The organism is Maribacter sp. (assembly GCF_039968975.1).
Classification (GTDB): Bacteria; Bacteroidota; Bacteroidia; order Flavobacteriales; family Flavobacteriaceae; genus Maribacter.
In genome coordinates this window covers 25,268-38,208 of the sequence record NZ_JBDVOT010000190.1, presented here as the reverse complement: position 1 = coordinate 38,208, position 12,941 = coordinate 25,268, and the positions used below count along the sequence as shown (strand labels likewise).

The 12,941-nt window shown below is 32.6% G+C and carries 12 protein-coding genes; 6 read left to right on the top strand and 6 right to left on the bottom strand.

Annotation, left to right across the window (positions count from 1 at the left end; genetic code table 11):
* A partial coding sequence (locus tag ABJI11_RS13095) for an Ig domain-containing protein (protein WP_348353003.1) occupies window positions 1–796 on the top strand: 796 nt, incomplete at its 5' end.
* A 187-nt stretch (window positions 797–983) separates the two neighbouring features.
* Here ABJI11_RS13095 and ABJI11_RS13090 read toward each other — a convergent pair.
* Complete coding sequence (locus ABJI11_RS13090) at window positions 984–1,724, bottom strand: CpsB/CapC family capsule biosynthesis tyrosine phosphatase (RefSeq protein ID WP_348353000.1); 741 nt, start codon at window positions 1,722–1,724, stop codon at window positions 984–986.
* 192 nt (window positions 1,725–1,916) lie between these two features.
* Window positions 1,917–2,669: a helical backbone metal receptor gene (locus ABJI11_RS13085; RefSeq protein WP_348352997.1), complete on the bottom strand. Its 753-nt coding sequence runs from the start codon at window positions 2,667–2,669 to the stop codon at window positions 1,917–1,919.
* A gap of 319 nt (window positions 2,670–2,988) precedes the next feature.
* On the opposite strand from ABJI11_RS13085, the gene ABJI11_RS13080 reads away from it, so the two are divergent.
* Window positions 2,989–6,366, top strand: coding sequence for a methylmalonyl-CoA mutase family protein (locus ABJI11_RS13080; protein WP_348352994.1), 3,378 nt, complete (start codon window positions 2,989–2,991; stop codon window positions 6,364–6,366).
* A gap of 111 nt (window positions 6,367–6,477) precedes the next feature.
* The gene (locus ABJI11_RS13075; protein WP_348352991.1) at window positions 6,478–7,059 is read left to right on the top strand and encodes a tRNA-(ms[2]io[6]A)-hydroxylase; all 582 of its coding nucleotides are present in this window, start codon (window positions 6,478–6,480) and stop codon (window positions 7,057–7,059) included.
* A gap of 165 nt (window positions 7,060–7,224) precedes the next feature.
* Here the strand turns inward: ABJI11_RS13075 and ABJI11_RS13070 are convergent, their stop codons facing one another.
* The 3 genes from ABJI11_RS13070 to ABJI11_RS13060 are packed head-to-tail and all read right to left on the bottom strand — an operon-like array spanning window position 7,225 to window position 8,747.
* Complete coding sequence (locus ABJI11_RS13070) at window positions 7,225–8,202, bottom strand: HipA domain-containing protein (protein WP_348352989.1); 978 nt, start codon at window positions 8,200–8,202, stop codon at window positions 7,225–7,227.
* Window positions 8,203–8,532 carry a HipA N-terminal domain-containing protein gene (locus ABJI11_RS13065; protein WP_348352986.1) on the bottom strand — a complete coding sequence of 110 codons (330 nt, stop codon included), beginning with the start codon at window positions 8,530–8,532 and terminating at the stop codon, window positions 8,203–8,205.
* Window positions 8,529–8,747 (bottom strand): helix-turn-helix transcriptional regulator, encoded by a 219-nt coding sequence (locus tag ABJI11_RS13060; RefSeq protein WP_348352983.1) that lies wholly within the window; start codon window positions 8,745–8,747, stop codon window positions 8,529–8,531. Before ABJI11_RS13060 ends, ABJI11_RS13065 begins: the two co-directional genes overlap by 4 nt.
* Before the next feature lie 305 nt (window positions 8,748–9,052).
* Here ABJI11_RS13060 and ABJI11_RS13055 point away from each other — a divergent pair, with 305 nt between their 5' ends.
* On the top strand, window positions 9,053–9,406 hold the full coding sequence (locus ABJI11_RS13055) for a hypothetical protein (protein WP_348352980.1): 354 nt from the start codon (window positions 9,053–9,055) through the stop codon (window positions 9,404–9,406).
* Window positions 9,407–9,881: 475 nt separating this feature from the next.
* Here ABJI11_RS13055 and ABJI11_RS13050 read toward each other — a convergent pair whose 3' ends face one another.
* On the bottom strand, window positions 9,882–10,511 hold the full coding sequence (locus ABJI11_RS13050; RefSeq protein WP_348352977.1) for a hypothetical protein: 630 nt from the start codon (window positions 10,509–10,511) through the stop codon (window positions 9,882–9,884).
* 415 nt (window positions 10,512–10,926) lie between these two features.
* Here ABJI11_RS13050 and ABJI11_RS13045 point away from each other — a divergent pair, with 415 nt between their 5' ends.
* Both ABJI11_RS13045 and ABJI11_RS13040 read left to right on the top strand, forming a co-directional pair.
* Complete coding sequence (locus ABJI11_RS13045; protein WP_348352974.1) at window positions 10,927–12,162, top strand: PD-(D/E)XK nuclease family protein; 1,236 nt, start codon at window positions 10,927–10,929, stop codon at window positions 12,160–12,162.
* Window positions 12,163–12,695: 533 nt separating this feature from the next.
* Complete coding sequence (locus tag ABJI11_RS13040; protein ID WP_348352971.1) at window positions 12,696–12,911, top strand: helix-turn-helix transcriptional regulator; 216 nt, start codon at window positions 12,696–12,698, stop codon at window positions 12,909–12,911.
* Window positions 12,912–12,941: the final 30 nt, after the last annotated feature.

Genomic DNA, 12,941 nt, shown 5'->3' with positions numbered 1-12,941 from the left:
ACAGATAGAAGCAGTTGATGGTGAAGGTGATGATATGACCTTTGCTGCAACGAACCTACCTGATGGTTTGACGATAGATACGACTACAGGATTGATTAGTGGAACGATTTCAGCTGGAGCATCAGCAAACAGTCCTTTCGCAGTAGATGTTACCGTAACGGATGATGGGATTCCTTCAGAAGCAAGTACAATAACTTTTGTTTGGAACGTAACGGATGTTGCCGTAGTTGACAATGAAGCTCCTGAGGTTACAAATCCTGGATCGCAAACTGGAATGGAAGGAGAAGAGGTTTCATACCAAATTGTTGCTACTGATGATAATACTTTGACTTTTACAGCAGATAATCTTCCTGATGGATTGACGATAGATTCGTCCACAGGGTTAATTAGTGGTACGATATCAGCTGGAGCATCAGCCAATAGTCCTTTCGACGTAGTTGTTACTGTAACAGATGATGGTAGTCCTTCAGAATCAAGTACGATAACATTTGATTGGAATATTAACCAAAATGAAACTTATGATGCAACGATGGATAATATGGTTATATCTCCGAATCCAGCAAGTGAAAATGCTCAAGTGTTTATTAATTTGGAAGTGCCGGCACCATTACTAGGTATCTACATTTATGATACTAGCGGTAGGTTGGTTAAATCATATGATTACTTAGAGTCTTTCACTGGTAATGGTAGTTATGAACTTTATATAGGAGATTTAAGAAATGAAATCTATACTGTTTATGCCTATATACAAGGGGTAGATATTCCATTAGTTAAAAAGTTGGTAGTAAGAAATTAGAATAATAACTAATATTTAAAAAAAAGCGAAAAATCTAATTTAGATTTTTCGCTTTTTTTATGGGCTGAATATCGAGAGGATTTTAACAATACATTTTTAAAAAATGTATGAGTATGAAACTCAACTAAAACATTAATATTGAAAAGTAAATTAATATTTTAGTTAGAAAATTTGAAGAGTATAAAGATTATTTAAAATTATAAATAGTCTTTTCAATAATAGGCTTAATAAGCATCAATGTTTTTTCATTGATGCTTATTTTTTTAAGGTAATTCAGTTGCGTCATTTTATGGACATCGCTTGCTACAAAATCTATAAGGTTGTTCTTTAGTAAGTATAACGCAGTTTGCTTTACTTCTTTACCATAGTAATCACCTAAGGATAAAATATTCATTTGAAATAATAAGCCATCGTTTTTGTATCTAGAATAGACTTTTAAATTTTTGTGCAAATATGCATACCGCTCAGGATGAGCAAATATTGGAAATAAACCTGAGCTTTTGATTTTTTCAACAGAACTGTCAAAATTTATCGAAGCTTGTAAATAAGACATTTCTATCAACAAGTAATTCTTAGCCAAAGGCATAATCTGCTTGTCTTCAAGAATTTTCTCAAAACCCGAATCAATCATATGTTCAGCGGCAGCTTCAATATTTACATGCTCTAAATTGTTCATTTTTAAAGCGTTTTCAAGTAGCGATAATGAGCTGTTAATGGTATTGGGATTATTAGGATAATAATTCTCCATAATATGCGGAGTACAGATAAAATCTGTAACTCCAAATTCACTGAAACTTTTTATAAGTTCAATAGAATCTTCAACAGTTTTTGCACCATCATCAATACCCGGTAAAATGTGGTTATGTATATCTATAAATCCATCTAAATGGTCAATTAAGAAATGTTTTTTGGAGAAAAAGCTGAACATAAACTGAAATTAGATTTTAGTTATCTGAAGATTGATAATAGAACAAAGTTACTATATATTACCATTATAAGTTTTTACGAAAACTACAATGTGGAATGGTTCTACTTTTATGAGGTGTAGAATACCATATCTTCAACCTTGATAACTAAAAAAGAGCTCCAATATTTTAGTTGTAGTAATTAAAAGTATGGTTTAAGGATTTTTGGTTGCTAGGTGCAATTGCCTGGAACCATACCACGAAAAGAATTCTCCGTCAACCAATTCTACTTTAATATTTTTTAGAAAACCCTGAATAGTATTTAGATGTTCTTCCTTGAAAGGGTAGGGTTCAGATGATAGCAATATTACATCAGGATTGAGATTAGCTATTTCTTCTAAAGTTACAGTAGGGTAGCGGTCTTGTTCTGAAAAGACATTTAGGTATCCACATCGGTTTAGAATGTCGTTTATATAGGTGTCACCACCAACGGTCATATAGGGGTCTTTCCAGATGAGATATACTACTTTTTTATAGGGTGCTTTGGTTTTTAAAGTATGATTTAATTGGTTGATGATTTCATGTGCACGAAAAGCGCTGTCGGTCATCAAACCGATTTGTCCAATCATTTTTAAACTATCGTCAAAAGTTTTGACATCACTTATCCATACAGGAACAGATGTGCTTAGATTTTCAATCTGTTCTTTATTGTTTTCTTCTTTGTTGGCAAGAATTAAATCGGGTTTTAGTTTTAAAATCTTATCCAAATTCAAATCTTTTGTGCCACCAATCATGTTTTTTGTGAGATAGGGCTTGTTGGGATGAATACAGAACTTTGTGCAACCAACTACTTTATCTCCTAAACCTAAATCAAACAATAGTTCTGTTATAGACGGAACAAGAGAAACTATCCTAGAAGGCGTGGAATTAATTTCTATTTTATTTCCTAGTTGGTCATTATAAATCATGAAAGAGTAATGATAAGAGTTGTAAATCTAACTTTTACGAAAATTATATAGTAAAGATACTTATGGAATTATTTCAAGAATATCATATCATCAAATTTTAAGTAAATATTTATGAAAAAATCATTTTGTAATTACAGAATTGAAGAAAACCTAAATAATGCTAAATAAAATATCTATTTTCGTGAGAATCAAAAATTGTTGTTGCAACATCAAAAAAGATAGATGCAGTTTTTTTAGAGCGAGGGTGTGTCAAAACCCATTCATCCATCTGAAGAAAAAACATATTTAAGGGTATCAATAAATAAATTGAGCAAAGAAAATGAACGACGTAATACAAACTCCATATAAACCAATTAATCATATACGTATTGTTACTGCGGCTTCTCTTTTTGATGGACATGATGCAGCTATAAATATTATGCGTAGAATAATTCAATCTACCGGGTGTGAGGTTATTCATTTAGGTCATAATAGGTCAGTACAAGAAATTGTTGATTGTGCAATTCAAGAGGATGTGCAGGCAATTGCGATTACTTCTTATCAAGGCGGACATGTAGAATATTTTAAGTACATGCATGATTTGCTGAAGGAAAGAGGGGCGTCTCAAATAAAATTGTTTGGCGGCGGTGGCGGAACGATTCTTCCTGAAGAGATAAACGAACTACATGCTTATGGAATAGAGAGAATTTATTCGCCCGATGATGGTCGTGAAATGGGACTTCAAGGTATGATCAACGACCTGATCAGAAAAAGTGATTTTCCAGTAGGAGAGCAGCTAAATGATAAGTTTAATTCTATTGAGGCGCTTGGTTGTGCAGATATAGCCAGACTAATTTCGTCTGCAGAAAACTTTCCTGAGAAGCATGAAAATATTTTAAATAAAATTAGAAATAGGGTTGATACAAAAAAAGTGGCTCCTGTATTGGGCATTACAGGAACTGGCGGCTCTGGTAAATCATCTTTGGTCGATGAATTGGTACGTCGTTTTCTTGCTGATTTTAAAGATAAAAAGATAGCGGTAATTTCTGTTGACCCCTCTAAACGAAAAACTGGAGGGGCTTTATTAGGGGATCGAATACGCATGAACGCTATTTTTAACGATAGGGTGTACATGCGTTCCTTGGCTACGAGACAGTCTAATTTGGCATTGTCAAAGTATGTAAAAGATGCCGTAGATATAACCAAAGCGGCAGGGTTTGATTTAATTATCCTAGAAACCTCCGGTATTGGGCAGTCAGATACTGAAATTACCGAACATTCTGATGTCTCTTTATACGTAATGACGCCTGAATACGGAGCAGCTACACAGCTTGAAAAGATTGATATGCTTGATTTTGCCGATTTAATCGCTTTAAACAAGTTTGATAAACGAGGGGCTTTAGATGCTTTGCGAGATGTTAAAAAGCAATACCAACGTAATCATCAATTGTGGGAGACTCCCGCAGAAGAACTTCCGGCTTATGGCACTATTGCATCCCAGTTTAATGATCCTGGTATGAATCAATTGTATAGGGCGGTGATTGATACCTTGGTAGCTAAAACAGATGCTAAGGACTTAACATCGACCTTTAAAAGTTCAAGGGAGATGTCTGAGAAGATTTACATCATCCCGCCAAAAAGAACGAGATACCTTTCTGAAATAACAGATACCATTCGCGATTACAACGACAAGGTTGAGCGTCAAAAAACGGTAGCACAAAATCTTTTTAGCCTTAAAGAGTCTGCTGAGATACTTAAAGATAAAGATGAGGCATTATTGGCTATAGAAGCTGCAAAAGAAAAACTACAATTGGATCTTGATCCACACCATCAAAAAATAATAGATGAGTGGAATGCTAAAAAAGCGAACTATGAAGGTGATTTTTTTACCTATGTAGTTAGAGGTAAAGAAGTAAAAGTAGAAACAACCACTAAATCTTTATCGCATACACAAATACCAAAAGTAATATTGCCAAGATATGAAGGTTGGGGTGATATTTTAAAATGGTCTTTGCAGGAAAACGTACCTGGGGAATTTCCTTTTACGGCAGGTGTATTTCCATTTAAAAGGCAAGGCGAAGACCCAACTAGAATGTTTGCAGGTGAGGGTGGTCCTGAAAGAACGAATAAGCGTTTTCATTATGTTTCTAAAGGATTACCGGCAGCTCGCTTATCAACAGCTTTTGACTCTGTAACTTTATATGGTGAAGATCCTGGAAATCGTCCGGATATTTATGGTAAAATTGGTAATTCTGGTGTTAGCATTTGCTGCTTAGATGATGCTAAAAAACTATATTCCGGATTCGATTTATGTGCGCCTACTACTTCGGTTTCTATGACTATTAATGGTCCTGCAGCTACCATAGCCGCATTTTTTATGAATGCAGCCATTGATCAGCAGTGCGAGAAATATATTAAAGCTAACGGATTAGAAAGTGAAGTAAATAAAAAGATTGACGACATATATAAAAAGTTAGGTGCTAAGCGCCCTGTTTATGCTGGAGATTTGCCAGAGGGTAATGATGGTCTTGGTCTGTTTCTGTTAGGGGTAACCGGTGATCAAGTTTTAAAGGTAGATGTATATGCAGAACTTAAGGCAGATGCGTTGTCTAAAGTGAGAGGAACAGTACAAGCAGATATTTTAAAAGAAGATCAAGCACAGAATACATGTATTTTTTCTACGGAATTTTCATTGCGTTTAATGGGTGATGTACAACAGTATTTTATAGATCAGAAAGTCCGTAATTTTTATTCGGTCTCCATTTCTGGCTATCACATTGCTGAAGCAGGTGCAAACCCGATTAGCCAGTTAGCATTTACATTGGCCAATGGCTTTACATTTGTAGAATATTATCTCTCTAGAGGCATGCATATTGATGAATTTGCGCCCAACCTTTCCTATTTCTTTAGTAACGGACTTGATCCTGAATATGCCGTAATTGGCAGAGTGGCTAGAAGAATTTGGGCAAAAGCTATGAAATTGAAATATGGAGGAAATGAACGTTCACAGAAACTAAAATATCATATTCAAACATCAGGGCGTTCGTTACATGCCCAAGAGATAGATTTCAACGATATTAGAACTACCCTACAAGCGCTTTATGCCATTTATGATAATTGCAACTCATTACATACCAATGCATACGATGAGGCAATTACAACACCTACGGAACATTCGGTTAGAAGGGCTATGGCAATTCAATTGATTATTAATAAAGAGCTTGGGTTGGCTAAGAACGAAAACCCTATGCAAGGGTCATTTATTACAGAAGAACTTACAGATTTGGTAGAAGAAGCTGTAATGGTAGAGTTTGATAGGATTACGGACCGTGGTGGAGTACTTGGAGCTATGGAAAGTATGTACCAACGTAGTAAAATTCAAGAAGAAAGTTTGTATTATGAAACGAAGAAACATACCGGCGAATTACCGATTATAGGGGTCAACACTTTCTTATCTTCTAAAGGATCACCCACCGTAATCCCAGATGAAGTTATTCGGGCTACGGAAGAAGAAAAGAAAGAGCAAATTGATAACCTTGAAGATTTGCATGAAAGAAATACTACTGTTGCAGAACAATCTTTAAAATCTTTACAAGATGTTGCCTTGAAAAATGAGAATACTTTTGAGCAATTAATGGAGACGACTAAATATTGTTCTTTGGGTCAAATTACACATGCCATGTTTGAAGTAGGAGGACAGTATCGTAGAAATATGTAGTGTGATTTAATATTAAGATTTGAAAGTAGAAACTTTATATATATAAAATTATATAAGGCAATGATTCTTGTAATTGAACCTTGACACCTACTTTTACATAAAACAAAAATCATGCTTCATCTAAAACTAGCTACTGATCCTCGTTGGGTCAATATTGTTGAGAAAAATCTAGAAGAGATTTTAACAGATCATGCATGGTGCGAACAAAAGGCGGCAACCAATGCCATTACTATTATTACGCTTAATTCTGAGTATCCGGATTTAGTGACAGATTTACTTCTTTTAGCGCAAGAAGAATTAGTTCACTTTCAAATGGTGCATGATATAATTAAAGAACGTGGTTACACACTAGGTAGAGAGCGTAAAGATAGTTATGTAAATGAATTGTATAAATTTATGAACAAAGGTGGTAACAGATTGCAATCTATGGTAGATAGACTTTTATTTTCTGCAATGATAGAAGCTCGTAGCTGCGAACGTTTTAAATTGCTATCAGAAGAAATTCAAGATCCGGAATTAGCTAAATTTTATAGAGACTTAATGATTAGCGAAGCAGGTCATTATACCACATTTATTGGTTTTGCCCGTAAATATGGTCAAGATGTTGATGTAGGTAAGCGATGGCAAGAGTTAGTTGAATTTGAGGCGAAAGTTATACAGAATTATGGTAAAGATGAAACCATACATGGCTAGAAATTGCTATCTGAATGGTTACTTCCCTATACAGTAAGTAGCAAAGTTAGTGTTTATTAGGCTTTGAGAGCTTTGGGGTACAAATGAGGTACACGAAGGTAGTTTCTTTTGGTGGTATATACATTGACTTTCATTGTTGATAACTATAAAACGTTATCTAATGTTTTAGGGTCTAAGTAGTTTTTTAAGTCTTGTTTGATAAGCTTGGGCATAGTTTCTTTTGGTTTTATCATCAAGATATGAAAGTTCAATTAAGTCCAGGACTTTATCTTCATGAGAGGTAATTTTTTTAAATATTTTGGTACTTTGTTTTGCTGAAATACCTGCTAGTTCTGCAAGCTTTAAAAACTGTTCTGTAACTTTTCCTGTTGTGCTATTTAGAGGTAAAAGCCCGTCTTCCAATGCAAAATCTTTATCCTCAATATGTATTCTACTATTTAATAAATCATATGCCGGACTCAGTTTAAAATCTCCCATAGATGTTTCTATTAAGGAGAAATTCTTGAAATGTGCATCACCGTTAGAGATGAGATAATTGAAAAGGATTAATTTAAATAGTTTTAAAGCTTCTATTGGATAAGCAGGAACATACTGTTTTAAAATGTCAAACATTTCTAAATAGTTACCTGAATATTTAAAATCTGTTCCATGGGTTTGTGGTGTCCTTTTGGCTAATGTCGCAAAATCTTCTACAGCCAATTTTGTTCCGTCTTCATTTAAATCAAAACGTTTAGTTATATAGGCTGGGTCTCCGTTTTGAAAAAATACTAAACCATTTTCAGCTATTTCAATTCCAAAAACTTGCCTTGCTATTTGCATACTCAAATGTTCATTGGCAGGCATCTGTTCAGTTCGGCTTCCCACGTTGGGAATAGGTTTTAAAATATACTGGCCTTGTTCTCCTTCATTAATCAAGCGTAGTTTGTTCTTTTCTAGTAGTACAGAGAATTTTTCTTGCACACCAGAAATGGACAATCGCTTTTTGTTTTCTTTGAAAAGTTCTTCGGTAATAGCATTTGATACTGGTGATTCATAAGGTAGGGTAGGGCTTACCTTTCTTCCATTGAATAAACGATTTAAAGCACTCTTGCTGTATGTATCAAGTCCTTTCTTTAAAGTGCTTGGACAGTTGTTTATAATCATTTAATTAAGTTTTATTTCTTTAACCTGTATAGCTCCAATGGTATCATATTTCGCTGTAGTTAATAACAGACCAAAATAGTCTTCAGGGTCAATACGTAATTCAAAACATATATTTTGTTTGTTCGATCCTTCAGGTAACATATTATAAAAAAAAGAAAATAGATATTCTGAATTATACTCTTGCTTATTTTTAGGTAGCGTAAGACTAATAGCTGGTTTGTCATTTGATCGAAACCATACGTCTAGATATCTGAATTTAAAGCTTCCATCATTAAGTTGAGTTAATATGCCCGCTTCTTCTTTCTTGTAAAATATCAATGCTTGTCTCATTCTTCAGATGTTGTTGTTTTTATTTGGAATGTCAATTCCATACCCAAGGCATTACCCAACTTATTCAAAGTTTCTGCTGTTGGGTTACCTTTCCCACTTTCAAACTGTTTAAGCGTACGTAAACCAACTCCTGAAAGATCAGCTAATGTTTCTTGAGTAACATTAAGCATTTCTCTGCGTTCCTTTATACTTTTGATTAGACTTTTGAAGTGCATTATATGGCTCTTTTTACGTAAATATAGTTATATATTTTTATTTTACTACAAATAGTGCTTTAAAGTGCACTATTGAGCGTTTTAGAGTTTATTCACATAAATTAATTATTTAAAGTGCATTATAGTACACTTTTTATAGAAATGATAGAATTAAGAAAATTCTATTTTTAGATAATCAATTTTGTGTTTGAATTCTTCTCTTCAGAAAAACCTGGTAAATTAATCCTTATGTTTTAAGGTGTTAATTTAGGAGACAGTATATGTTTGGAAGGAAGTCTGTATCAAGGAATAGAAAAAATTAAATTATGAAGACCAATCAGGAAATTTTAGATGAATTTGGAAAAATATTGATATCTGATGTATTTGACAAAGGATATGAATTTATTAAAAATGACATTTCCGATCTTGCGGAAACAGAAGGTTATGAGAATTTTTTTGGCACTATGAATAATGATCAAAAAATGGAAATAGAAAAATATACTAAAGAAATTTTAGAAGGTGTTTTATTTCAATTTCTCAAAATATTTGAAGAAAATAAACAGTTTAAATTATTATATGAAAATGAGAATATACAATTGAATTTGGTAAAGATTAGTGAAATGTTAAAAGCAGAACCTATTATAGAAAATGGTTGGATAAATCGATTTACTAGGTTTTAGTTTCCTGATAACAAATAAATATCTATAGATGACTATTTACAGATAAAATGGATAGAATCTTACTTTTATTAGTTGAATTTTAATTGATAGTATGAATGTAAAAATTTTAGAACAACCCACACTGTTTTCCAAACATAGGTTTGCATTTATCCCAGAGTTATTGCTCATAAAGCTCTAGTAGATTTATAGTAATATTTTTTTGACTTGGCATATCAATCTTGTATAGAGATAAGGCAGTTATAACCATTCGGTTAGGCTAGGGTGGCAAAATAGGTATACATTTATAACAATACAGGTAGGCGTTTGGGTAATAAATGTTAGTTGCTTATTTCTTGGAACACTAGATTTTTAATACAAGGGTAGGCTAGGTAATTATAAATACAATATTCAATTTTTAATTTTGTAATGGGTCCAAATCATTAATCTTTGTGGTTGCCCATTCCAACCATAATTTGATTTCTTTATTAAATGTTCCCTATATGATTTCATTTTCTTTTTTGGCATCCATAAACTTTCTTAGAAGTTCTGCTCTTTGCCAATTTTTAGTATCGGTAAAAAGCTGTACCGTTTTCTCTTCTTCTATTTTATGAAGACGTTCTATTTTTTGATGTTCTTGTAATTCTATTTCTTCTATTTTCTTCTGTTCTGCTTGTCGTTTCCTAACGTCTATCCAGTAGGTCAGGTCTTTTTCTATATAATCAAGAATGTTTGGTATTCGCTCTTCAATCTTAATTTTCTTTGTATTCAACCAACCTTTTTTTGCATGATATCCTGTTAAAAATTCTAATTTATTGCTCTTAACAAATTCCTGTCTGCTCCAGCCGGCATCATCTGTAATTCTTACTCTATGATATTTCTGTCTAAGGTTTATTTCTATTGTTTGATTATAAAGCTCAACTTTGCACCTGCCGTAATCAAATTCTATTTTCATACCTCGTTTCTCCATATTTAATAGGAAGATGTTCATGAAATTTAAGGCTCTTTTCTGTAGATTTTGATTGGTATGTATGGGTAATACGTTTTTTTGTCTATCCCATTTCATTCTTCCGACAGCGTCTATATAAGATTTAGTAATATTCAGCTCTTTCTTAGCTTTTGTAACCAATTGGTGTTTTTTGTTTTGGTATAGAATTTTAGGTGCTGTCTTAATATTCTCTTTTTATATAATTCCAAATCTATTTCTGTATTAATATCAATCTCTATAGAAAGAGGAGTTTTAGAAACAAGTTTGCCAAACCGTAGCTTCGTCCAGTATCCCAATTCTGGTTATGGTATGTGGTTTTCAGTACATAACTGTTTAAAATCTACATAGGCTATATCTTGTTCTTTACAGATTTGTTTTAATGGTTTTGACCACCCTAATTCATATGCGTCTTTAAGCTTCATAATTTTATTTTTTCATTTTACGGAAACCCGTAACTCTATTTCTGCTAAAGTTATAATTTGCAAGCAGAGACTTAAAGTCAAAGGGAATTGGAATAATTTAAACTAGACTGTTTTAGTCTAATAACACATGATTAATGAGTCAAATGTCGTATAAAGAGCTTTTAAAGAATATTGATGAAATTTCTAAAAAGTTTGAGGAGCTTGAAAAAGTGTCAGGGGAGGCTTTTAATATTTTTAAGGTTATAAATGTTACTTCAGACGAAGTTAGGTTGCATTCTAAATTTTTAGCAGAGTTATTAAATCGTAATGGCTCGCATGGTCAAGGAGATGTATTCCTAAAACTTTTTGTAAAACAGTTGGGTATATTATTAGATACTTCATCTGCCACTGTTAAAGTTGAAAAATATATTGGTAAGATTACAGATTCTTCTGGTGGCTACATAGATATTTTTATTTCAGATAATAAAGGTCAAAGTATTACTATAGAGAATAAAATTTATGCAGGCGATCAAAATAATCAGCTTTTAAGATATTTCAATTTCAATCCTAATAATATTCTATATCTAACATTATGGGGTGATGCGCCTGAAGATTATAGTTCAAGTGGACTTATTATAGATGAGGAGTTTAAACGAATTTCATATAAAGAAGATATAATTGATTGGTTAGTAGGCTGTAGAAAGGAAGCTGTTGAGTTACCGCTATTACGTGAAGCCATATCACATTACATAAATTTAATTCAATTATTAACGGGACAAACAGGAACAACAAAAATGAATAAAGAAGTGAAAGAGTATATAGCATCATCTTCAGAAACATTGAAGCAAGCAGCTTTGATTGCAGATAATATGAATGATGCTAAGGTTCTAATACAATGGTCGTTCTGGGAGAGTTTAAAAGAAAAGTTAGAAGCAGAAGGATTGACATTTTTAGATAAGAAAAAAGTTACTTGGGAAAATGTGAATGGCTTCTATAACAAGGCAAGAAACAAAGATGTTTATTTTGGGTTTTGGGTAAAAATTTTTGAAGAGAATAATACTAGTATTCACTTTGGTGTTGAATTGCATGAAGACATTTATTTTGGATTTACTGCTGAAAAAAAAGGCGTGGGCGGAGTTTCCAATCTTGTGGAGTTTAATAAGTTTAAAAATATGGTTGCTGAAATTAATTCTAATTATACCAATAACGAATGGTGGTTGGGATGGAGGTTTACCGAAGAAAAGTTAAACTTCAGAGCATTTAACACGCAGGCTGTTTTTGACCTTGCAGATGAAAAGAAATTAGATGAAAAAACAAATGCTATTGCAGAAGATATTATTAAGGATATTAATGAAATGAAGAAGGCATTAGAGGTTAATTTTATTGTTTAAGAGTAACTAATGAGTTTGATTGCAAAACTATTTTATAAGCTGGTGTTTTGAACTCCTAAATTTTAGGCAAAAAGGAAGTAGTTGTTAGAAAAAGGTATGGATACTCTAGATTATTTAAAAATTTTACAACCTATTTCAGGTTGAGCGAATCTTTTAATTTTTCGACACTAGTTTCGGAATAAAAATAAGCATTTCCTTTTTTTTCGAAATCAAGTTTATTTTCAATTCTATAATGCATTAAATCACAACTTTTAATATTTACATGTTTTTTCACCTCTTTACTTGTTAGCCATTTAGATTGTCTATTCATTATTAGGTTTTGGTTTTCTTAGTCGAATTGCTTGGTTTAACATTACATGATTATTTTGATGACTTTAAACCATATGAAAAAAAGTTGTTTTTAGTAGTTATTGAATTGCAAAAGACAGGTGTAAATATATTATTTGGTCACTCATTTTTTCTTAATAATGCTAACTATAGTATGTTGTTGTAGGAGCTTAACAAATCTACTTTTAAGCATACTAAAATTAGCAATGAAACCTTCAATTGATATTTTAATCTCGTTTGGAAATAAAGTAAAAACCTTCAGAAAAGAAAAGGGTATTTCTCAAGAAGAACTAGCTTTTCGTTCAGATCTTCATAGGACTTATATAGGAATGATTGAAAGAGCGGAGAAAAATATCACACTTAGAAATATTGAAAAAATTGCTAATGGATTGGATATTTCAGTTCTAGATTTATTCAAATAAAATTGTCATAGGCTATTACAAAATCTTTAA

Excerpts from the sequence above, each read along its gene's own strand:
- ABJI11_RS13065 (WP_348352986.1), bottom strand. The coding sequence starts at position 8,532 with ATGAGACAAGCATTGATATTTTACAAGAAAGAAGAAGCGGGCATATTA.
- ABJI11_RS13060 (WP_348352983.1), bottom strand. The coding sequence starts at position 8,747 with ATGCACTTCAAAAGTCTAATCAAAAGTATAAAGGAACGCAGAGAAATG.
- ABJI11_RS13090 (WP_348353000.1), bottom strand. The coding sequence starts at position 1,724 with ATGTTCAGCTTTTTCTCCAAAAAACATTTCTTAATTGACCATTTAGAT.
- ABJI11_RS13070 (WP_348352989.1), bottom strand. The coding sequence starts at position 8,202 with ATGATTATAAACAACTGTCCAAGCACTTTAAAGAAAGGACTTGATACA.
- ABJI11_RS13080 (WP_348352994.1), top strand. The coding sequence starts at position 2,989 with ATGAACGACGTAATACAAACTCCATATAAACCAATTAATCATATACGT.
- ABJI11_RS13040 (WP_348352971.1), top strand. The coding sequence starts at position 12,696 with ATGAAACCTTCAATTGATATTTTAATCTCGTTTGGAAATAAAGTAAAA.
- ABJI11_RS13055 (WP_348352980.1), top strand. The coding sequence starts at position 9,053 with ATGAAGACCAATCAGGAAATTTTAGATGAATTTGGAAAAATATTGATA.
- ABJI11_RS13085 (WP_348352997.1), bottom strand. The coding sequence starts at position 2,669 with ATGATTTATAATGACCAACTAGGAAATAAAATAGAAATTAATTCCACG.
- ABJI11_RS13075 (WP_348352991.1), top strand. The coding sequence starts at position 6,478 with ATGCTTCATCTAAAACTAGCTACTGATCCTCGTTGGGTCAATATTGTT.
- ABJI11_RS13045 (WP_348352974.1), top strand. The coding sequence starts at position 10,927 with ATGAGTCAAATGTCGTATAAAGAGCTTTTAAAGAATATTGATGAAATT.